We start from the raw sequence: 22,453 nt of genomic DNA on the forward strand, positions 1-22,453 counted from the left end.
GGGGCTGACATAGGACAGGGCATCCCCCAAGATCAGGAGGCGTGGATTCCATCGCGTACTACGAGGACTTCTCCCCCGGCACCGGCGCCCTCCCGCCCCGCGCCCAGCATCCCGGCAGCGATGCCGCCCGCCTCTCCCTGAACGGGACTTGGCGGTTTCGGCTCTCGGAGACCGCCGTCGTCGACGACGGGTTCGCCGAGCCCGGGCATGATGCCTCCGGGTGGGCGGAGGTCGAGGTGCCGGGGCACTGGGTGTTGCAGGGGCACGGGGCACCCGCGTACACGAACACCCTTTATCCCTTCCCTCTCGATCCGCCGCACGTGCCCACCGAGAATCCGACCGGTGATCACCTGCGCACCTTCGACCTGCCGGAGGCCTGGCCCGGCGAAGGCGACGCCGTCCTGCGGTTCGAGGGCGTCGAGAGCTGTGCGCGCGTGTGGCTGAACGGCACTGAGCTCGGGGAGTTCAAGGGGTCGCGGCTGCCGCACGAGTTCGCGGTCGGCGGCCTCCTCAAGGAGGCCGGCAATGTGCTGGCCGTGCGGGTGCACCAGTGGTCGTCCGGGAGTTATCTGGAGGACCAGGACCAGTGGTGGCTGCCCGGCATCTTCCGGGATGTCACGTTGGAGCACCGGCCGGCCGGGCACGTACGTGACCACTTCGTGCACGCCTCGTACGACCACACCACCGGGCACGGCACCCTGCGCGTCGACGCCGACCCCGGCGGCCGGGTCACCGTGCCCGAGCTGGGGATCAGTGTCGCGGCCGGGGAGTCCGTGACCGTGCCGGTCGAGGCCTGGTCGGCGGAGGTCCCCCGGTTGTACGAGGGCGAGTTGGCCGGTGACGGTGAGCGGGTGCGGCTGCGCATCGGGTTCCGGAGCGTGGCCGTCGAGGACGGGCTGCTCAAGGTGAACGGCCGGCGGATACTGCTGCGCGGCGTGAACCGGCACGAGTTCCACCCCGAGCGCGGTCGCGCCGTCGATCGCGACACCATGCGCGCCGACGTACTGCTCATGAAGCAGCACAACATCAATGCCGTGCGGACCAGCCACTATCCGCCGCATCCCGAATTCCTCGACCTCTGCGACGAGTTCGGGCTGTGGGTGATCGACGAGTGCGATCTGGAGACGCACGGCTTCCACGCGGTGGGCTGGCGCGACAATCCCGTCGACGACGAGCGGTGGACGCCGGCCCTGCTCGACCGGGCCGCCCGCATGGTGGAGCGCGACAAGAACCACGCCTCGGTCGTCATCTGGTCGCTCGGCAACGAGTGCGGCACCGGGCGCGGACTGACCGCCATGGCGGACTGGATGCGCGAGCGCGATCCGAGCAGGCCGCTGCATTACGAGGGCGACTGGAGCTGCGCGGACACCGACCTGTATTCGCGGATGTATGCCGATCACGCGGAGGTCGAGGCGATCGGACGGCGGGAGGAAGAGCCGCTGGAGGACGGGGAGTTGGATGTCCGGCGGCGGGGCATGCCGTTCATCCTCTGTGAGTACGCGCACGCCATGGGCAACGGGCCGGGCGGGCTCGCCGACTATCAGCGGCTCTTCGAGACGTACGAGCGCTGCCAGGGCGGCTTCGTCTGGGAGTGGATCGACCACGGGATCACGCATCCGGCGCACGGCTACGCCTACGGCGGTGACTTCGGGGAGCCGCTGCACGACGGGAACTTCGTGTGCGACGGCCTGCTCTTCCCGGACCGGACGCCGTCCCCGGGGCTCCTCGACTTCAAGTACGTCGTGCAGCCCGTGCGGATCGAGGGCGACGGGCGCGGCGGGATCGTACGGATCACCAATGGGTACGACTTCGCGGATCTGTCCGGGCTCGCGTTCACGTGGTCGTACGAGCGGGACGGTGAGAGCGTGCGGTCCGGCCGGCTGCCCGTGCCGCACGTCGGGCCCGGCGGGACGGTCGAGGTGAAGCTGCCTCCGCCACCGCCCCGCGACCCGGACGCCGAGACGCAGTGGACCGTGCGGGCGGTGCTCGCCCAGGACACGGCCTGGGCGGCGAAGGGCCATGAAGTGGCCTGGGCGCAGCTCGATGTCGAGTGGGGCATGGTCCCGCCCGTGCCCGGGGGTTCCGCTCCCGTGCGCGACGAGGCCGGCGGGCTGATCACGCTGGGCTCCGGGACCTTCGACGCGCGGACCGGGACCCTGCGGTCCCTCGACGGCCTGGAGGTCTCGGACTTCCGGCTCGACGTGTGGCGCGCCCCGACCGACAACGACAACGGCATGCCCTGGCGTGCGGAGGAACCCCTGGCCGTCCAGTGGCGCAAGCTGGGCCTGCATCGGATGCAACACCGCGTGGACGCCGTGGAGTTGGGCGAGGACGCGCTGACCGTACGGACCCGGGTGGCGCCCGCGGCGCACGATGCGGGGCTGCGGACCGAGTACCGGTGGATCTCCGACGGCGGCAAGCTGATGCTGACCGTCACCGTGACGCCGGAGGGCGAGTGGACGGTGCCGCTGCCGCGGCTCGGCGTCCGCTTCGGGATTCCGGCGGCGTTCCGGGAGGCGAGCTGGTTCGGCGGCGGGCCCGGTGAGGCGTATCCGGACACCGGGGCCGCGTCACGGCTCGGGCGGTGGGGGATGTCGGTGGCGGAACTGCAGACGCCCTATGTGCGGCCCCAGGAGAACGGGGCCCGGAGCAATGTGCGATGGGCCGAACTCGCCGACGGGGATGCGGTGTTGAGGGTTGAGGGGGCGCCGGAGTTCGGGTTCACGGCGCGTCCGTGGACGACCGAGCAGCTGGACGCCGCCGAGCACCGTACGGATCTGGTGGCGGGCGACAAGGTGTGGGTGAACCTCGACCATCGCCTGCACGGCATCGGCTCGGAGTCGTGCGGGCCGGGGGTGCTGCCGCAGTACCGGCTCGATCTGCCGGAGCAACCGGTCGCTTTCGGCTTCACGTTCTCCCTGCGGGGCTGATCCGGCCGGACCGGGTGATGCCGCCGAGGAGCATGCGCCCGGAAGTCCGGGGCCGCGTACGCCTCGGCGGCGTGCAGGTCGAGGCCCTGCGCCTCAGGCCTCGCGGACCGCGCAGGCCGCCGTGAAGCCCTCGGGTACCGGCACGTCGGTGAGCTCCCAGCCCGGCACGGGCAGTGGCTCGGGCCCCGTTCCCACCAGGGTCTGCAGGCCGCCCTTGCCGGCAAGGCCCTCACCCGTCCCCTTGAGGTAGGCCTCCTTGCGCGTCCAGCAACGGGAGAACGCGGCCGCCTTGGCGTCCGGCGGCAGCGCGGCGAGGTCCGCCTGCTCCGCCTCGTGCAGGGCGAGGGACGCGTCCTCGATGGCCTCCCGACCGGGCCGGGCCTCGATGTCGACGCCCACGGGCCGGTCCGCGAAACCGAGCAGGGCCAGGCCGCCCCGGGTGTGGGAGAGGGAGAAGTGCAGGGGGTGGCCGGTCAGGGCGGGCCGGCCGTGCGGGCCGCCGCAGCCGGGGCAGGGCTCGCGGATGAAGACCAGCGCGGCCGGGTCCTCGTTCAGGTAGGCCCCGAGGAGTCGGCGCAGCGCCACGTGGGCGGCGACGTACAGGTTCCGGTCGCTGTCGCGGCGCAGTGCCGCGGTCCGGCGCCGTTCCTCGGCGTCGAGGATCTCCAGGTCGGCGGCCGTGGGTGCGGCCGTAGGTGCGGCCGTGGGCAGGGTGCCGCCGCCCCTGGTCCCTGAACCGGTACCGCCCGGGGCTCCAAGCCCGTCCGTCGCCGGCGGGACCCGCATCAGCCACAGCTCGGGCCCCGAGGAGAGCCCTTCGGGGAGCGGGTACTTCCCGAACTCCCGCACCGCCACGCCCATCCGGTTCACGCTCCGGACACCGCCATCAGCTCGCCCTGGTCGGTCCACAGCACCCGCCGCCCCGTGCGGTACATCCGGGTTCCGGCGGGCCCGTACGGATCGGCCACGAACCGGGCCGCGGTCCGCGCGGTCCGCCCCGCGTAGCCCCGGGCCAGCTGCGCCCCGGCGAGGTACAGCTCGCCGGGGACTCCGGGCGGGCAGGGCCTGAGCCCGGTGTCGAGGACGTAGGCACGGGTGTTCCAGCCGGGGCGGCCGAGCGGCACGGGGCCCAACTCGCCGTCCACGCAGGCGTGGTGGGCGGTTCCGGGCGCCTCGGCGGGGCCGTGCAGCAGGTGCAGTGCCGTCCGGGGCAGCGCTCGCGCGAAGGCACGGGCCGTCTCCCGGGTCACCGCCGAACTCAGCGACGTACCGGATACGCGCCTACCAGATCCGTGCCTACCGGATGCGGACGAACCGGGATCGGACGCATCCGGGACCAGGACATGCCGCAGACCCGTGCACCGCGCGGCGGCGGGTGAGGCGACGAAGTCGCGCAGCGCCGGAGGCGAGAAGTGGACGGCCGTGACGGCCTGTTCGGTGATCACCTGGCCAAGATACCCAGGATCGACGCACCTGCCGGGCCACTCGGGCAGGACGACGGCCGCTCCGGTGCGCAGCGCCCACAGGGCAGGCGTCGGATCCTCGGCCAGCTCCCACAGGACCCGGTCGCCCGGCCCCAGCCCGCACATGCCCTGCAGCAGGCGCATCCGGTGGTCGAGTGCGGAGTGCGGTACGACGAGGCCGGTGCGGGAATCGGTGCAGGCGGGGTGGTGGGGGGTGAGGGCGCGGGGCGGGTCGATGCCCGGCAGGCCCGCGCAGTCCGGCGCGGGCTGCGGGGCCGGAGGGCGGAGGGTGTAGGCGGCTCCGGTCTTCAGGATCGCGAGGACCGTGAGCAGGCGGTGGCCGAGGCCGGCCGTGCGCACGTCGACGGTCAGCGCGGGGCGGGCGCCGACGGTGCGCATCAGGTGGCGGGCCAGCCGGTTGGCGCGGGTGTTGAGTGCGGCGTACGTGACCGACTCGCCGCCCCGGATCAGCGCGGGCGCGTCCGGGGTGCGGCGGGCCTGGGCCTCGATCGGGCCGATGGCCGTGGTCGGCGGCAGCTCGTGGGCCGTGTCGTTGAACTCGCCGAGAACCAGGGCCAGTTCGTCGGCCGTGGCCCGCGGCGGTTCGAGGACTACCTCCGGGACGCCCAGGACCGTCACGTGGTGGCCTTGAGCAGGGGGGCCCAGCTCTCGATCGCGGGCTGTTCGGCGAGATCGGCGAAGGACGCCTCGATGCCGTGGTCGCGGCGCCAGCGCTCGCGCAGGATCATGATGCGCACGGAGTCCAGGCCGTAGTCGACCAGGTTCTCGTCGTCGGGGATGTCGGCGGGGTCCTCGCCGAGGACATCGGCGACGTCCTCGCGGATCTGCTGGAGTGTCAGTGCCATGGCGGTCAGGCCCCCTTGAGGATCGAGTCGGTGGTGGTCACGACCGCGCACTTGCCGGCCGCCCAGGCGAGCGCCGTGTCGTGGTCGGCGCGCGAGAAGTCGGCTACGGCGTCGGCGACGAGGAAGGCCTGGATGTCCTGCATCCAGGCGTCGCAGGCGCTCATCATGACGCCGATGTGGGCGTAGACGCCGACGATGATCAGCTGGTCGCGGCCCTGGAGCTTCATCCGCTCGGCGAGTTCGGTGCGGACGAACGCGCTGTACTTCCACTTGGTGAGCACGATGTCGCCCGGCTCGGGCGCGACGGCCCCGGCGATCGCCTTGGCCTGCTCGTCGTCCGGGAGGCCCGGCCCCCAGAAGTCCTGCTGCAGCCCGCGCTCGGCCGCCGACTGCCCGCCGGGCTGCGCGGAGTAGACGACGGGAATGCCGACGCGCCGGGCTTCCTTCGTCAACAGGCCCACGCTGCCGAGGAGTTCGGTGACCGGGGATGCATCGGCCTGGAACGCGCCGAGGAAGTAGTTCTGCAGGTCGTGCACGAGCAGCACGGCGCGGTCCGGGTCGACGGTCCAGTCGACGCGGTTCGCGGGCAGCTCGGCCGCGGTGGGCATGGGGTAGGGAGCGATGGCCGGGAGCGCCATGGGGTGGGGCCTTTCGGGTTTTCTGGGGAAGGGGGGCGAAGGATCATCCGCGCGAGCGGGAATCAGTCGCGGGAGCGGTCCGCCGTGATCCGCAGGTCCTTCTTGCTGACCTTGCCGATGCCGGTCTGCGGGAAGGCGTCGACGAACTCGACGCGGTCGGGGATCTTGTACGCGGCCAGACCCCGTTCGCGTACGAACTTCTTGATCGCCACGGGCTTCAGGGGTGCGGCGCCCTCGCGCAACACCACGTACGCGCAGGTGCGTTCGCCGAGATAGGTGTCGGGGACGGCGACCACGGACACGTCGTGGACGGACGGGTGGGCGAGGATGACGTTCTCGACCTCCTCGGCGGCGATCTTCTCGCCGCCGCGGTTGATCTGGTCCTTGGCCCGCCCCTCGACGACGAGGTGCCCGGTGTCCGTCATGCGTACGACGTCCCCGGTCCGGTAGAAGCCGTCGGCCGTGAAGGAGCGGGCGTTGTGCTCGGGGGCCCGCCAGTAGCCGCGGATCGTGTACGGGCCGCGGGTGAGCAGGTGCCCGGTCTCCCCCGGCTCGACGTCCTGGTCCTCGTCGTCGACGATCCTGACCTCGTCGTGGTCGGAGATGGGCCGGCCCTGGGTGGTGACGACGGTCTCCACCGGGTCGTCCAGGCGGGTGTAGTTGACCAGGCCCTCGGCCATCCCGAAGACCTGCTGCAGCGTGCAGCCGAGCGCGGGCCGCACCCGGCGGGCGGCCTCCTCGCTGAACTTGGCGCCGCCGACCAGCAGTACGTCGAGGCTGGAGAGGTCGTGGCGGGTGTGGGGGCCGGCCTCCGTCCAGACGAGGGCGAGCGGCGGGACCAGGCCAGTCAGGGTGACGCGCTCCTGCTCGATGAGCGGGAAGGCGGTCTCCGGGTCGGGGCTCGGGCACAGCACGACGCGGCCGCCCGCGTACAGCGCGCCGAGTGAACCGGGCGAGCTGAGCGGGAAGTTGTGGGCGGCGGGGAGCGCGACGAGATAGACGGAGTTCTCGTCGACCGCGCAGATCTCGTTGGAGCCCCACAGCGAATAGAGGTAGTCGTCGTGGGTGCGCGGGATCAGCTTGGGCACGCCCGTGGAGCCGCCGGAGAGCTGGAGGAAGGCCAGGTCCGAGGGGTCGGGCTGGGGGTGGGGGAAGGCGTCGGGCTCGGTGGGGACGTCGGCCAGACGTGTGTGCTCGCCGGGGTCTCCGGCCACGAACACGTGCCGCAGCATGGGCACTTCGGCCTTCACGCGGGACGCCAGGTCGCGGTGGTCGAAGCCGGCCGCGACATCCGGGACGACGTACGCGACGGCCTCGGTGAACTCGCAGAAATAGCGGATCTCGGTGTGCCGGTGCGCGGGCAGCGCGAAGACCGGCAGGGCACCGATCCGGAAAAGGCCGAAGATCACCTCGAAGAACTCGGCGATGTTGGGAAGCTGGACGACCACCCGGTCGCCCTTGCCGATCCCCTTCGCGGCGAAGCCGGCGGCCATCCGCCAGGCCCGCTCGTTGAGTTGGCCGTACGTCCAGCGATGGTGCCGCGCCGGGTCGACGACGGCGATCCGGTCGGGGTGGCGCTCGGCGCGCTCCTGGAGCATGCGGCCGAAGGTCTCGCCCCGCCAGTAGCCGAGCTCGCGATAGCGGTCGGCGAACTCGGCGGGCCACAGCGGCGCGTCGGGGGCGGTGTTGACGGGAATGCTCACTGGTCGACTCCGACGGCGTGCAGGAACGTCTGGAACTTGGCGCCGGTCTCGGCGGTCTCGGCCTCGGGCGTGGAGTCGGCGACGACACCCGCGCCGGCGAACAGGCGCAGGCGGTTGGCCTCGGCCTCGGCGCAGCGGATGGTGACGACCCACTCGCCGTCGCCGCTCGCGTCGCCCCAGCCGACCATGCCGGTGTAGAGGCCGCGGTCGAAGGGCTCCAGCTCGCCGATGACCTCGCGGGCGAGGGCGGTGGGGGTGCCGCAGACGGCCGGGGTCGGGTGCAGTGCCCAGGCCAACTCCAGTGCTGAGGTGGCGGGTTGGGCGAGGGTGCCAGTGACGGTCGTGGACAGGTGCCACATGGCGGCGGTGCGTACGAGGGTGGGGCGCTCGGGGACTTCGAGGTCGGCGCAGTACGGGGCGAGGGCGTCACGTACGGCGTCGACGACGACCGCGTGCTCGTGCAGGTCCTTGGCGGACTCCAGGAGGGCGGCGGCCCGCCGGACGTCCTCGGCTAGGTCGGCGCTGCGGGGCGTCGATCCGGCGAGGGGGTTGGCCGTGAGCCGGTTGCCGCGGCGGCTGACGAGGAGTTCCGGGCTGGCGCCGAGCAGGGTGCGGCCGGGGCCCGAAGGCACGGCGAAGGTGTAGCCGGAAGGGTCGCGGCGGGCCAGGCGCTGCAGCATCGCGGGGATGTCGAGGGCACGCGGCGAGGTGAGCTCCAGGGTGCGGGCGAGCACCACCTTGCTGAACTCGCCCGCACGCATGCGGCGTACGGCCTCGGCGACGCCCGCGCCGTAGACGTCCGGGGCGGGGACCGGACGGACCTGCCAGCCGCCCGCGCCGGGCACCGGCGCGGGGATGCCGACGAGCGGGTCCTCGCACAGGGCGGGCGCCCAACGGGCGACCTCGGGGACGGCGAGCGCGGCGGGCGCGGTGTGGTCGAAGGGCACGGCGCCGACCACGACGGGCGCCCGGTTCCCTCCACGCAGCTGGGCGTCGAGCGTCTCGGCGACCCTGACGGGCAACGGCCGCGCGTCGTGCGGCACTTCGGCGCGCACGCCGTGCGCGAGAAGGGTACGGGTGGGCGACGCGAAGAACCGGGCGTCGCCCGGCGCATAGGCGTCGAGCAGCGCGGTGGCGGCGCCCACTTGGGCGAGCGCCTCGGGTATGCGCGGCGCCTGCACGTCGGGCGCCTCGGGTGCCGTGGTCACCGGGAACTCCATTCGTCACGGTGCGGTGGCACCGAAGGTGGGGGCGGGGTTCGCCCCGGAGGGTGGGGGCAGGGGGTGCGCCCCGAAGGTTGGGGTAGGGGGGTTGCGCCCCTCAGGGGCGCGGGGCTGTGTCATCTGCGGCTCCGCCGCGGGGCGCGACCAGCCACATCGGCCCCGCAGTCGAACTACTACCGGGCCGCGGCTAGCGAAGGGTGGCGCCACCATCCACGTAAAGGTCATGCATGGTGATGTGCCGCGCCCGGTCGGAGACCAGGAACGCAACCGCCTCGGCGATATCGATCGCTTCGGCGATCCGGCCGAGCGGAATCCCGACCCGATACGCCTCCGGATCACCCTCGATCACCCGTCCGGGGACATCCTTGGACTCGGGGTCCACCCACAGATCGCGCTGCATCGCAGTATCCGTGGACCCGGGCGAAACCACATTGCAGCGAACACCGCTACGGGCCAACTCAAGCCCCAGACACTTCGTGAACATCGTGGCGGCAGCCTTCGACGCGGCATACGCGGCCATGCTCGTACGCGGCACCCCCGCCGCATTGGAACCGACGGTGACGATGCAACCGGAGCGGCGCGGGGTCATGCGGCGGGCGGCGGCGCGCGAGGCGTGGAAGACGCCGGTGGAGTTGACGGCGAAGGTCTCGGCCCAGTCGTCGTCGCCGAGCTCGACCACCGGCGCGGTGCGCAGGATGCCCGCGACGTTGACGAGGATGTCGAGCGGCCCCACGGTCCGCTCCACGTCGTCCACCACGGCCTCCACCGCCGCGGCGTCGGTGACGTCGGCGGCGCGGGCGACGATGCGGTCGTCGGCGTACGACGCCTCAAGTGCCTTGATTCCGCCGGGAGTCCGGTCCACCGCCACCACGCGTGCGCCGCGATCGGCCAGCACGCGGGCGACGGCCTCGCCTATGCCCTGGCCCGCGCCGGTGACCAGCGCGGTGCGCCCGGCGAGTTCTGACTGCTGCACGGTGAATCCCCTCGCCCAGACCGGTAGATATCCGGCCGTCTTCAAGTCAGGTAAGGCTAACCTAACACCACGATCATGAGGGGTACAGCGTGGGGTCGCTCTCTTGTTAGGCTAGCCTTACCTTATGCTTCTCCCGCAAGCGGAACGCCGGAACTTGGCCGATTCCCCCGACACCTCGACCGACCCTCAACCCCCCGCGCAAAAGCGCGAGTTGAGCACGAGCGGCCGCGGGAATCTGCTGATCCCGACGCTCGCCCTGAGCGTCGTGGTGCTCGCCCTGGCCGCCCTCTCGCTCTCCGTGGGTGCGGGCGAGGTCGGCGCGGGAGGCGTCCTCGACTACCTCATGGGCCGCTCGACCACGCGCCTGGACCTGGTGGTCGGCGAGCTGCGCATGCCGCGCACCGCCACCGCGCTCCTGGTCGGCGCCGCGCTCGGCGTGGCCGGCTGTCTGCTGCAGGCGGTGACCCGAAATCCCTTGGCCGAAACCGGACTTCTGGGCGTCAACGCGGGCGCCGCGCTCGGCGTCGTGACCGGGATCGCCTTCCTCGGCGTGGAGACCTCGGGCGGCTATCTGGTGTGGGCCTTCGGCGGGGCGATCCTCGCCAGCGGCCTCGTCCTGCTCATATCGGGCAGCAAGGGTGGCGGTTCACCGATGCGCCTGGTCCTCGCGGGCTCCGCGCTCGGCGCCACCTTCGGCGGTCTGACGAGCCTCATCATCGTCAACTCGGCGACGGCGTACGACGGCTTCCGGTTCTGGGTGCTCGGCTCGCTGGCCGGCGTCGAGGGCTTCGACGCGCTCGGCGGACTGCTGCCGGTGCTCGGCGCCGGATTCCTGGTGGCGCTGCTCGTCGCGCGTCCCCTCTCCGCGCTCGCGCTCGGCGACGACCTGGCGCGCGGACTCGGGCACCGGCCCGGTCTGATCCGGGTCACCGTGGCCCTCGCCGTGACCCTTCTCACCGCGTCCGCCGTGGCGTTGGTCGGGCCGATCTCGTTTCTCGGGCTGCTCGCGGGCTTCCTCGCCCGTACGTTGGCGGGCCCCCGGCTCGGCGCGCAGATCGCCCTCGCGGGCCTCGTCGGGGCGGCCGTGCTGACCGGGGCCGATGTCCTTGCCCGGGTGGTGTCGCGGCCGTTCGAGGCGCCGGTCGCGGTCATCGTCGCGCTGATCGGGGCGCCGGTGCTCATCGCGATCGTACGGTCCAGGAGGCTGGGCGCGCTGGGCATGACGGAGCCCGCCACGGCCGAGGCGCCCCGGCGCGCCCCGGTCGCCAAGCCGCGCCGGGATCACCTGGTCGTGCGGCGCGGACCGGTCTCGGTGCTCCTCGCCTACCGCCCCGCGCTCGCCGCGTGCCTGCTTGCCGGAGTCGTCCTGGCGGCCGTGGTGTTCGCCGCGTACGCCGGACAGAGCGACATGGGTGTCGAGCGCACCTTCCGGGCGATTTTCGGCCAGGGCGACCGCTTCGACGTGCTGCTCGTGCAGAAGTTCCGCCTCGGCCGGATCGTCGCCGCCCTCACCGCGGGCGCGGCCCTCGGCCTCGCGGGCTGCCTCACCCAGACCCTCGCCCGCAACCGCCTCGCCACCCCCGAACTCCTCGGCGTCAACGACGGCGCCACCGCGGCCGTCCTCGTCTCGGTCAGCGTCACCGGCGCGTTCGGCGCCTGGTGGGCCGGTCCGGTCGGCGCCCTGGTCGCGGTCGTCGTGGTGACCGCGGTGTCCGGCGGGCTCGGGCAGCGCGGCTACCGGGTGCTCGTCGTCGGCCTCGCCATGTCGGCGCTCGCCTCCGCCGCCACCCAGGTCGTCCTCTCCCGCCGCTCACTCAACTCCTCCAGCGCGCTCTACACCTGGACCTCCGGCAGCCTCAACGGCCGCTCCTACGACGTCGCCACACCGGTCCTCATCGGCCTCGCGGTACTCGTCCCGATCGCCCTGATCGTCGCCCGCCACCTCAACGTGCTGCGCTTCGACGACTCCACGGCGGCGTCCCTCGGCGTCGCCCCGGCCCGGATCCGCGCGATCTGCCTGCTCCTTGCCGTGGCCCTCGCCGGGCTCGCGGTCGGCATCTGCGGACCGGTCGGCTTCGTCGCCCTCGCCTCGCCCGTCATCGCGAGCCGGCTCGCGGGACCGCTCAGGGTCCCGGTGTTCGGGTCCGTCCTGGTCGGGGCCGCACTGATCCTGCTGGCCGACACCCTCGGGCGGACCGTGTTCGACGGGGTCGAGGTGCCGGTCGGCGTGGTCACGACGGTGCTCGGCGGGCCGTTCCTGCTGTGGGTGCTGCTCGGGAAGTCGGCGGCCACGCGTGTCTGACCCCCTCCACTCAACTGCCGGAAGGCGTACGGGATCCATGGACAGCCCTGTCGTAAGCGAGCTCGCCGAGGCCGTCGCGGCCGGGAAGGCAGGCGCCGTCGAGGAGTTCTGGCGGTACGCCGCCGAGCACGGCACGCCTCTCGTCGAGCCCGACCCCGAGGACGCCGCGTACCGCCTGGTCACCTTCCTGTGGCGGGACGACCCCGAGAGCCCCGCCGACGATGTGCTCGCCCTGCTGCACACGGTCTGCGACAAGGACCGGCACGCGGGCGATCTCACCCCGCACCTGATGCGGCGGATCGCGGGCACGGACATCTGGGCGCACACCTATCGGCTGCGCGCCGATCACCGGGCCTCGTACCAGTTCTACGTCGCCCACGGACCCCGCGAGCAGACGCTGAGCACCGAACGCGCCTCCTGGATACGGGTGTTGGACGGTGCGGTGCCGGACCCGTTGAGCCGTGAGCCGGGGCTCGCCTCGCGCGACGGGCGCAGCCCGGCCTCCGTGATGGCACTGCCCGACGCGCCGCCGCAGCCGTTGCGGGCGGCAGGCGTGCCCGGCGGGCGGACGGTCGAGGCCGAGGTGGACGGGCGGCGCGTGTACGTGCACCTCCCCGCCGATCACCGGGCGGACGGTGGCCCGTACGCCGTGGCCGTGCTGTGCGACGGCGAGATGTGGGGGCCGGTGCTGCGCTTCGGGGACACCCTCGACCAGCTCGCCGCCGAGGGGCGGATCGAGCCGACCGTCGCGCTGATGGTGGACACCATGGGCCGGGACCGGCGCCTGGCCGATCTGTTCTGCGGCGAGGAGTTCGTGGACTGGCTCGCGGACGTCCTGCTGCCGTGGGCCCAGCGGGAGTTCCACGTCACCGACGACCCGGCGCGCACGGTCGTGGCGGGGCAGAGTGCGGGCGGCCTGACGGCGGCGTTCGCGGGGCTGCGGCGGCCCGAGCGGTTCGGGAACGCGCTCAGCCAGTCCGGGTCGTTCTGGTGGCCGGACGGCACCGAGTTCGACGAGGGCAGCGAGTGGCTGACCCGTCAGTTCGCGGTCACCGAGCGGCTGCCGGTGCGCTTCCACGTCGAGGTGGGCGTGCAGGAGTGGATGCTGCTCCCGCAGACCCGTCATCTGCGCAATGTGCTGGAAGCACGGGGGTACGAGCTGACGTACCGCGAGTTCAACGGCGGGCACGACTACGCCTGTTGGCGCGGCGGGCTCGCCGAGGGACTCGCGGTACTACTTCCGTCGTCAGGCTGAGCTTTCCGCCGCCTCGTGCTCCGGCACCTCGTCGTCGAAGGGCGGCGGGGCCGGTGCCTCTCGGGGCATGCGCAGGGCGACCAGCGTGCCGAGCGCGACCAGGGCGGCGGTCACCAGGATCGCCGCCTGATAGGGCCCGGCCTCCGCTCCCCCGTGCGCGTCCCCGGACTCGCCGAGCGCCCCGACCACGGCCGCCGCGGCGGCGATGCCGAGGGCCCCGCCGAGGGTACGTACGATCGTGAAGAGCCCCATCGCCTGCCCCATCCGAGGCGGCGCCACGTCCGCGAACCCGGCGATCTGGATGGTCAGCACGGCCGTCCCGAGGACGAGCCCGACCAGGAACATCAACCCGCGTACCGCCCAGGCACTTTCGGCGACCGCAGGGACCGCGAGCGCGGCGAACACCCCGGCGGCAAGGACCAGCGCGGGCGCGGCAAGCAGCCGTGGCCCGAGCCTGGGCAGCAGCCGGTCCACCACCTGCGACGCCAGCATCAGGCCGAGCGCCTCGGGGAACACGCTGAGGCCCGCGTCGAGCGCGGAGGCCCCGAGCACCGCCTGGTAGAGCAGCGGGAACACGAACAGGACGCCCATCAGGCCCGCCGAGGTGAGCAGGGCCAGCCCGGTGGCGACGGCGTAGACCTTGTCGGCGAGGAGCTTCAGCTCCAACAGGGGTGTCGCAGCCCGGAGTTGATGTACGACCGCCGCCACCAGGAGGGCGAGGCCCAAGACCCCGGAGACGGCGATGGACGGCGAGGTCCAACCGTGCGAGGGGCCGAACCCGAGCGCGTACGTCAGAAGTCCGAGGGCGGGTGTGGCGAGCAGGAATCCGGTCAGGTCGAAACGCCCCTCGGTCCCCTCCACGTGCTCGCGGATGCCGACGAGACCGAGCAGCACGGCGGCCGCGCCGATCGGCACGTTGACGAAGAACAGCCAGTGCCACGACAGGTGTTGGGTGAGGAGGCCGCCGAGCGGCGGTCCGAGGGCCGGCATCAGGGCGGTCGGCACGATGAGGACCTTGGACAGCTTGACCCGCTCGTGCGGCGGATACGTACGGAAGAGCAGCGTCATGCCGACCGGAGTCAACAGGCCGCCCGCCAGGCCCTGTACGACCCGGGAGAGCACCAGCGCGGTCAGGTCCTGGGAGAGTCCGCAGGCCGCGGACGCGAGGGTGAAGAGAGCCAGCGCACCCAGGAAGACCCGTTTGGTGCCGAACCGGTCGCCGAGCCAGCCCGCCACCGGGAGGGCCGCGGCGAGGCTCACCAGGAAGGCGACCTCGACGGTGTTCGCGGCCGAGACCGGGGCGTCGAAGTCGCGGGCGATGGTGAGCAGGGCCGGGTTGACGATGGTCGAGTCGAGGCCGTTCATGCACATCGCCGCCGTGTAGACGATCACGACGGCGATGCGCGGGGACAGCATCGGGGGGAGCGTGGGCTTCATCGGGCGGAGGCCGGGGTCAGATCGGTCCAGTGCTCGGTGATCCAGTCCAGGGCCTGCTGCCGCGCGCACGGGCCGTGCCCGACTCTCCAGCCCTCGGGGACGGCGGCGAAGGCGGGCCAAAGGCTGTGCTGGTCCTGGTCGTTGACGAGCACGTAGAAAAGGCTGGACTCGCCGTCGCCGTCGAAGGGGTTGGCGGGTGCGTCACTCATCGGGGTGCTCCATAGCGTTACGGGTGTTGAGGGCGGTCAGGGATTCCGCGACCACGCGCGCGATGTGCGCGATCGGCTCGGGCAGCGTCATGTCCTTGTGCGAGCAGGCGACGTTCGTGTTGTCGATGCGGCCGGTGACATAGGGCGCCCAGGTGTCGGGGGTGAGCGTGTCGTCGATGGTGTCGACGGTGGCCCGGAAGAACAGCACGTCGCCGTCGAAGACCCGGTGGTCGTAGCGGCGTACGAGGTGATTGGTGTTGAGGTAGAGGTCGTTGAGAGCTTCGAAGGTCGCGTCGTCGAGACTGGCGAGCGGCGAGCCCTCGCGGCGCAGGACCTCGGTGACGGTGCCGAGTTCGAGGGGCTTGCCCGCCAGGCTGTCGGGGCCGTAACCGCCCATGGTGAGCAGGGCTTCGAGGGCCTCGGCCTGGTCGGGAACGGGCAGCTCGCGAAAGCCCTCGGCCGGGTAGGCGTCGAGGATGGCCAGCAACTCCACTTCCTCGCCCAGGTCTTGGAGCCGGGTCGCCATGGCGTGCGCGATGATCCCGCCGGTGGACCAGCCGAGCAGCCGGTACGGGCCCTGCGGGCGGACCTCGCGCAGCCGGTCGACGTAGTGCGCGGCGAGCTCTTCGAGGGACCCCGGCAGCGGCTGCCCGGCGGTCGCGGCGCCCACGCCCTGCGCCTGCAGGCCGTAGATCGGCAGGTCGGCGGGCAGGTGCCGGATCAGACCGGCGTAGCACCAGCTGAGGCCGCCGGCCGGGTGCACGCAGTAGAGGGGGGATTCGGTCGTCCCGTACGTCGCCGGGCGCAGCGGCAGCAGCACGTCCAGGGCGTCCGTGTGCTGCCCCTCGTCGAGGGCGGCGTCGAGGGCGGCGACGGTCGGCGCCTGGAAGATCGTGCCGATGCCGATGTCCGCACCGAGGACGGCCTTGACGCGCCCGGCGAGGGTCACGGCGAGCAGTGAATGTCCGCCCAGGTCGAAGAAGTTGTCCTCCACGCCGACCCGGGGCAGCCCGAGCACCTCGGCGAACAGCGCGCACAGCTGCTCCTCGCGCGGGCCCCGCGGGGCCCGGCCCTCGGTGACGGCCGCGGCGAGGTCGGGGGCGGGCAGGGCCGCCCGGTCGAGCTTGCCGTTGGCGGTGAGCGGGAGGCGGTCGAGCAGGACTACGGCGGACGGGACCATGTGGACGGGGAGTTCCCCGGCGGCGTATTCACGTATGTCCGCGCCCTCGCGGATGCCCGCGCCTTCACGGATGTCCGCGCCGGGCGTCTCGCCGCCTGCGACCACGTATCCGACGAGGCGCTTGTCCCCCGGGGTGTCCTCGCGGACGACGACGGCCGCGTCCGCGACGTCCGGGTGGCCCGCCAACACGGCCTCGATCTCGCCGAGTTCGATGCGGAAGCCGCGGATCTTGACCTGGTGGTCGGCGCGCCCGAAGTAGTCGAGCATGCCGTCGGTGCGGCGCCGGGCGAGGTCGCCGGAGCGGTACATGCGGGTGCCGGGCGGGCCGTACGGGTCGGCGACGAAGCGTTCGGCGGTCAGCGCGTGGCGGCCCAGATAGCCGCGCGCGAGGCCCTCCCCGGCGACGTACATCTCACCGGTGACACCGGGCGGCACGGGCTGCAGATACTCGTCGAGGACGTACACCCTGAGGTCCGGGATGTTCACGCCGATGGTGCTCGACGCGCTCTTGGCGGCCGTCTCCCGGTCGAGCGCGAAGTACGAGACGTGGACGGTCGTCTCGGTGATGCCGTACATGTTGACGAGGGTCGGCGCGTCCTCGGCGTGCCGGTGGTACCAGTCGTCGAGGCGCCCCAGCTCCAGGGCCTCCCCGCCGAACACGACGTAGCGCAGGGCGAGTTGGGCGCCCGGGCGGTCGCGGTCGGCGGCGGCCAGCTGGTAGAAGGCCGACGGGGTCTGGTTGAGGACGGTGACCTGCTCGCGGGCCAGAAGGTCCAGGAAGCCCGCCGGGTCGCGGCTGACGAGGTGCGGCACGACCACGACGCGGCCGCCGTGCAGCAGAGCGCCCCACAGCTCCCACACCGAGAAGTCGAAGGCGTACGAGTGGAACAGCGTCCACACGTCCGACTCGTCGAAGCCGAACCAGTGGTCGGTCGCGGTGAAGAGCCGCACGACGTTGTGGTGGGTGACCGGGACGCCCTTGGGACGGCCCGTGGAACCCGAGGTGTAGATGACGTACGCCATGTCGGCGGGGGTCAGCGGGCGGGTGCGCTCGGCGTCGGTGAGGTCGGTGTCGGCGTACGTCTCGCTGTCGGTGCCGTCGCTGTCGCTGCCGTCGACCAGGATGTGGGGCAGGTCGTTGGCGGGGAGGGCCGGGGCGGTCGCCGAGTCCGTGAGCAGGGCGGCCGGGCGGGCGTCGTCGAGCATGTAGGCGAGGCGGTCCGCCGGGTAGTCCGGGTCCATCGGGAGGTAGGCCGCACCGGACTTGGCGACCGCGAGGAGGCCGACGACCAGGTCGAGGGAGCGGGGCAGGGCGAGGGCGGCGATCTGGCCGGGGCCGATGCCCCGGCCGGCGAGGTTGCGGGCCAGGCGATTGGCGCGGGCGGCGAGTTCGGCGTAGGTGAGGGAGGCGTCCGCGCAGGTCGCGGCGGTCCTCGTGGGGTGCTGGGCGGCGGCTTCGTCGAAGAGGTCGGCGAGGGTGGCCTTCGGGGTTTCCGGGGCTTCCTGGGTTTCCGGGGTTTCCGGGAGGCCGGCCTGCTGGTTCCATTCGACGATCGAGCGGCGGTGCTCGTCCGCGCCGAGCAGCGGGAGCAGGCCGATCGGGGTGTCGGGGTCGGCGACGGCTCCGGCGAGCAGGCGGGCGAGGCGGTCGGAAAGGGCCTCGGCGGTGGTCCGGTCGAAAAGGTCCGTACGGAATTCCAGGAAGCCGGAGATGCCGCCCTCGGGCCGCTCCCCCGCGTTCAGGGTGAGGTCGAACTTCGCGGTGCCGGACGGGACGGCCGCCATGCGGGCGGTCGCCTCGCCCATGGCGAAGGCGCTGTCGGGCACGGACTGCCAGGCCAGCATCGTCTGGAAGAGCGGGTGGCGGGCGAGCGAGCGCGGCGGGTTGAGCTCCTCGACGAGACGGTCGAAGGGCACGTCGGCGTTGTCGTGCGCGGCCAGGACCGTGCCGCGCACCCGGTCCAGGAGGGTACGGAAGGTCGGGGCGCCGGAGGTGTCGGTGCGCAGGACGAGGGTGTTGACGAAGAAGCCGACCAGATCGGTGGTGGTGTCGTCGTCGCGGCCCGCGACCGGGGTGCCGAGCGGGATGTCGGTGCCGCAGCCGTGCCGGGTGAGGAGGGCGGCGAGGCCCGCCTGGACGGTCATGAACACGCTGGTGCGGGTGGCGCGGGCCAGGGACTTCAGGGCCTGGTGGGTCTCGGCGTCCAGGTGGAAGGGGACGGTGTCGCCCTCGTACGAGGCCACGGCCGGGCGGGGCCGGTCGGTGGGCAGCTCCAGCTGGTCCGGGAGCCCGGCAAGGGCCTCACGCCAGTGGTCGAGCTGCCGGGCGGCGAGCGCGGTGGGCTCCGTGGCGGTGCCCATCAGACGCTGCTGCCAAGCGGTGTGGTCCGTGTACTGGACGGGCAGCGGCGGGAGTTGGGGGGCCCGGCCCTGGCTGCGGGCGGCGTAGGCGGTGGCGAGGTCGCGGGCCAGGGGGGTGGTGGAGGCTCCGTCGGCGGCTATGTGGTGCAGGAGCAGGAGGAGCGTGTGGCGGTGGGCCCCGTCGGTGAACAGGGTGGCCTTGATGGGGGCTTCGGCGGCCAGGTCGAAGCAGTGGCGTACGGCGGTACGCAGCTGGAGTTCGGGGTGGACGTCGGCGAGGCGCTCGGTGTGCAGGGTCGGGCGGGATGCGGGGGTGCCGGCCGGGATGACCTGCTGGAACGGCTGCGCGCCAAGGTCGTTGTCAGTGGCGGGATATACGGTGCGCAGTGTCTGGTGACGGTCGGTGAGGTCGCCCAGGGCCCGCTGCAGTGCGTCCTGGTCGAGAGGGCCTTCGAGGGAGAGGACCAGGGGGATGTTGTAGGTGGGGCTGGGGCCTTCGAGCCGGTGCATGAACCACAGGCGCTGCTGTGCCGGGGAGAGCGGGGCGCGCTCCTGGGGCGGGGCGGCGGTGAGCGCGGGGCGGGGCTCGGGGGCGGTCGCGTCCCGGAGCAGGGCGGCGAGGCCTGCGGGGGTCGGGGCGCGGAAGACGTCGGCGAGGGTCAACGCGGCGGGGAAGGCCTCGCGAATACGGGCGGCGAGGCGGCCCGCGAGCAGTGAATGGCCGCCCAGGTCGAAGAAGTTGGCGTGCACGGAGGGGGGTTCGGGCAGGTCGAGGAGGTCGGCGAAGAGGCCGCAGAGGATCTCCTCCTGCGGGCTGCGGGGCGCGGTGTCCTGCTCCTGCGCGGTGGGCTCGGGGTCGGGGAGGGCACGGTGGTCGAGCTTGTCGTTGGCGGTGCGGGGCAGGGCGTCCAGGAGGACGATCGCGGCCGGGACCATGTGGTCGGGCAGGGTGGCGGCCAGGTGGGCGCGGAGCTCTTCCGGGGTGGGGGCGGCCTTGGCCTGGGCCACCGCATAGCCGAGGAGGCGCTTGCCGTGTGCGGTGTCGCGGGCGATGACGGCGGCCTGGACGACCGCCGGATGGGTCGCCAACACGGCCTGGATCTCGCCGAGTTCGATGCGGAAGCCGCGGATCTTCACCTGGTCGTCGGCGCGGCCGAGAAATTCCAGGGTGTGGTCCTCGCGGCGGCGCACGAGGTCGCCGGTGCGGTACATGCGGGCGCCCGGCTCGCCGTGCAGCGCGCCGAACGGGTCGGCGGTGAAGCGCTCGGCGGTGAGGTCCGGGCGGCCCAGATAGCCGCGGGCCAGGCAGGCCCCGGCGATGTAGAGCTCACCGGTGACGCCGGGCGGGGTGGGTCGCAGGGCCGGGTCGAGGACGTAGGCGCGGGAGGCGCGGACGGGGTGGCCGGTTCCGATGGAGCCCGTGTTGATGCCGACGGGGTCCGTACCGCTTCCGACGGAGTCCGTGCCGCCTCCGACGGGGTCCGTACCGCTTCCGACGGAGTCCATGCCGTCCGGGAGCCAGTAGTAGGCGTCGACGGTGGTCTCGGTCGGCCCGTACAGGTTGATCGGGCGGACACCCGGCGTCGTGGACAGGCGCTCCCACAGCGGGCCGGGGACGGTCTCGCCGCCGACCACGATCACGGCCGGGTGGTGTCGGCCGTCGTCCAACAGTCCTTCGGCGATGAGGGCTTCGACATAGGAGGGGGTGACGTCGAGGTAGTCGACGCGGTGGGTGTCGACGTAGGCGAGGAGCGCGGCGGTGTCCCGGTAGGTGGCGTCGTCCAGGACGTGCAGCTCGTGCCCGTGGACCATCCACAGGACCGGGTCCCAGGAGGCGTCGAAGGCGAAGGAGGCGCTGTGGGCGACCTTGAGCCGGTCGCGGCCGGTACGGGCCTGGGCGGGCGCGATGTGGTCGGTGCCGTGCCCGGCGTGCAGGTTGGCGAGGGAGGCGTGGGTGACCACGACTCCCTTGGGGCGGCCGGTCGATCCGGAGGTGTGGATGAGATAGGCGTCCTGGTCCGGGCGGGGTGCGGTGTCCGGTGCGATGGTCTGGCGCGCGGCGATCCGGGCCGCGGTCGCCGCCTCGTCGAGCAGCAGGGCCGCCATGCCCGCGACCGCCTCGGACGGCAACCCCCGCACGGCGTCCGCCGTACCGACGACGCAGACCGGGCGGGCGTCGTCCAGGACGGCCGCGATGCGCTGCTCGGGGTGGCCGAGGTCGAGGGGCTGGCAGACGCCGCCCGCCTTGAGTACGGCGAGCAGGGCGATGACGGTGTCGGCGCTGCGCGGCAGGGCGAGCGCGACCGCGTCGCCGGGGCGGACGCCTGACTCGCCCAGTTCCAGGGCGAGTTGGTTGGCGGCGGCTTCCAGCCCGGCGAAGGTGAGGGCGCGGGAGGCGTCCCGCACGGCCACCGCGTCCGGCGTACGGGCGGCCTGTGCGGCGAACAGCTCGGGGACGGTGCGGGTGACGGGCGGCTCGGTGCGGCCCGCGGTGGCGGCACGCACTTCCTCGGGGTCGAGCAGGTCGATGGTGCCGACGGGCCGGTGCGGGTCGTCGGCGAGGAGGGCGACCAGTTCCTGGAGGAAGCGGAGCAGGCCGCGCTGGTGGCGGTCGAGCGAAGTGGCGTCGTAGCAGGACGGGTTGGCGTCGAGGCCGAGCCGCAGCGTGCCGCCCGGTCCGGGCACCGCGGTGACGGCGAGGTCGTCGACCGGCCCGGCCGCGAGGTTGTGCACGGCGGCCGGGAGCTCGCCGAAGTGCCCGTCCTCCTCGAAGGCCTTGATGTTCACCATCGGGCCGAACAGCGGCAGCGCGCTGCCGGACAGGCCCAGGTCGCGGCGCAGGTCCTCCAGGCGATAGCGCTGATGGCGGCGGACCGCGCGCACCTCGAGGACGACGCGGCGCAGGAGTTCGGCGCCGGTGTCGTGGGGGCGTACGGAGATCCGCAGCGGCATGACGTTGACGGTCATGGCGGGCGTACGCAGGGCGGCGGGCCCGCGGCGGTTCATCAGGGGCAGGCCGAGCACCAGGTCCTGGGCGCCGGTGGTGCGGTGCAGATAGCCGGCGGTCGCCGCGATGACCAGTTCGGCCCAGCTGGCCTTGGCGGCACGGGCGGCGTCTTCGAGGTCGGCGAGTGCGGGCAGCTCGTGGACGCGGCGCAGGACGTGCCGGGCCGGGGCGGCGGGGCCCTCCGCAAGGGTCACGGGGCGCGGGCGGTCGGCGAGGCGCTGCTGCCAGAACTCCCGGTCGGCGGTGTGTTGTTCGCCCTCCCGGTAGGTGGCCTCGTCGGCGACCAGGTCGGCGAGACGCCCGAAGGGGGACGGCTCCGGGGTCTCGCCGCGGGTGAGGGCGGTGTAGCGCGCGGCGACGCGGGCGCCGATCAGCGACAGGGCGTAGGCGTCGACGGCTATGTGGTGGACGCGCTGGTACCACCAGTAGCGGTCGTCGGCGAGGCGGACCAGGGCCTGGGTCATCAGGGGCCCGGCGGCCGGGTCGACGGCCCGCTCCAGATCGGCCCGCAGCCACCGCTCGGCGGCCGCCTCGGGGTCGGCGGCCGTGCGCACGTCGAGGTGGTGCAGCGGCCAGTCCCGCTCGGCGACGACGCGCTGCGCGGGCGTCCCGTCACCTGAGCCGTCCACGCCTCCGCCCGCGCCTCCGTCCGCGCCAGTGGTGAACGCGAGATTGAGGGTGTCGGCCTCCGCGACCGTCCCGCGCAGAGCCAGCTCGAACAGCTCCTCGTCGAGCCGGCCGGTGAGTTCCACCCGGTCCGCCGTGTTGTGGACGGGGTTGTCGGGGTCGAGTGCCGCCGCGTGCCAGATCCCGGACTGGGCGCCGAGCAGCGGAAGTTCGGCGTCTGCGACGGCGTGCGCGGACTCTGGGTGACGCATGGGCGGGGCTCCCCGGATACGGCGAAAC

Annotated in this window: 12 protein-coding genes and 1 pseudogene; 3 read left to right on the forward strand and 10 right to left on the reverse strand. The window is 73.0% G+C overall.

What is annotated here, in order from left to right:
* The first annotated feature begins 41 nt into the window (after nt 1–41).
* Nucleotides 42–2,930, forward strand: a complete 2,889-nt coding sequence (locus OG430_RS12340) for a glycoside hydrolase family 2 TIM barrel-domain containing protein (protein WP_327352511.1) — start codon at nt 42–44, stop codon at nt 2,928–2,930.
* 93 nt (nt 2,931–3,023) lie between these two features.
* On the opposite strand, the gene OG430_RS12345 is transcribed toward OG430_RS12340, so the two are convergent.
* The 7 genes and pseudogenes from OG430_RS12345 to OG430_RS12375 all read right to left on the reverse strand — a co-directional run bounded on the left by OG430_RS12345 (nt 3,024) and on the right by OG430_RS12375 (nt 9,796).
* Complete coding sequence (locus tag OG430_RS12345) at nt 3,024–3,791, reverse strand: 4'-phosphopantetheinyl transferase family protein (RefSeq protein ID WP_327359062.1); 768 nt, start codon at nt 3,789–3,791, stop codon at nt 3,024–3,026.
* Nucleotides 3,792–3,817: 26 nt separating this feature from the next.
* Nucleotides 3,818–4,987: pseudogene (locus tag OG430_RS12350) on the reverse strand (AMP-binding protein); the annotation flags it as partial.
* Between the two features lie 41 nt (nt 4,988–5,028).
* Nucleotides 5,029–5,259: a phosphopantetheine-binding protein gene (locus OG430_RS12355; RefSeq protein WP_327352513.1), complete on the reverse strand. Its 231-nt coding sequence runs from the start codon at nt 5,257–5,259 to the stop codon at nt 5,029–5,031.
* Between the two features lie 5 nt (nt 5,260–5,264).
* On the reverse strand, nt 5,265–5,897 hold the full coding sequence (locus OG430_RS12360; protein WP_327352514.1) for an isochorismatase family protein: 633 nt from the start codon (nt 5,895–5,897) through the stop codon (nt 5,265–5,267).
* Nucleotides 5,898–5,959: 62 nt separating this feature from the next.
* Nucleotides 5,960–7,600: a (2,3-dihydroxybenzoyl)adenylate synthase gene (locus tag OG430_RS12365; protein WP_327352515.1), complete on the reverse strand. Its 1,641-nt coding sequence runs from the start codon at nt 7,598–7,600 to the stop codon at nt 5,960–5,962.
* Nucleotides 7,597–8,820: an isochorismate synthase DhbC gene (gene dhbC / locus OG430_RS12370; protein WP_442816482.1), complete on the reverse strand. Its 1,224-nt coding sequence runs from the start codon at nt 8,818–8,820 to the stop codon at nt 7,597–7,599. Before dhbC ends, OG430_RS12365 begins: the two co-directional genes overlap by 4 nt.
* A 190-nt stretch (nt 8,821–9,010) precedes the next feature.
* A complete protein-coding gene (locus OG430_RS12375) occupies nt 9,011–9,796 on the reverse strand; it encodes a 2,3-dihydro-2,3-dihydroxybenzoate dehydrogenase (RefSeq protein ID WP_327352516.1) in 786 nt (261 codons plus the stop codon).
* 124 nt (nt 9,797–9,920) lie between these two features.
* Between OG430_RS12375 and fhuB the strand changes: the two genes are divergently transcribed.
* Nucleotides 9,921–12,098 (forward strand): Fe(3+)-hydroxamate ABC transporter permease FhuB, encoded by a 2,178-nt coding sequence (gene fhuB, locus OG430_RS12380; RefSeq protein WP_327352517.1) that lies wholly within the window; start codon nt 9,921–9,923, stop codon nt 12,096–12,098.
* Nucleotides 12,099–12,135: 37 nt separating this feature from the next.
* Nucleotides 12,136–13,353, forward strand: coding sequence for an enterochelin esterase (gene fes / locus OG430_RS12385; RefSeq protein WP_327352518.1), 1,218 nt, complete (start codon nt 12,136–12,138; stop codon nt 13,351–13,353).
* Here fes and OG430_RS12390 read toward each other — a convergent pair.
* The 3 genes from OG430_RS12390 to OG430_RS12400 are packed head-to-tail and all read right to left on the reverse strand — an operon-like array spanning nt 13,345 to nt 22,425.
* Nucleotides 13,345–14,769: a DHA2 family efflux MFS transporter permease subunit gene (locus OG430_RS12390; protein ID WP_327352519.1), complete on the reverse strand. Its 1,425-nt coding sequence runs from the start codon at nt 14,767–14,769 to the stop codon at nt 13,345–13,347. The genes fes and OG430_RS12390 overlap by 9 nt on opposite strands.
* 17 nt (nt 14,770–14,786) lie before the next feature.
* A complete protein-coding gene (locus OG430_RS12395; RefSeq protein WP_327352520.1) occupies nt 14,787–14,999 on the reverse strand; it encodes an MbtH family protein in 213 nt (70 codons plus the stop codon).
* Entirely contained in the window at nt 14,992–22,425 is a 7,434-nt protein-coding gene (locus OG430_RS12400) for a non-ribosomal peptide synthetase (protein WP_327352521.1), read from the reverse strand. Before OG430_RS12400 ends, OG430_RS12395 begins: the two co-directional genes overlap by 8 nt.
* Nucleotides 22,426–22,453 lie beyond the last annotated feature (28 nt).

It is taken from the genome of Streptomyces sp. NBC_01304 (genome assembly GCF_035975855.1).
Lineage (GTDB): Bacteria > Actinomycetota > Actinomycetes > Streptomycetales > Streptomycetaceae > Streptomyces.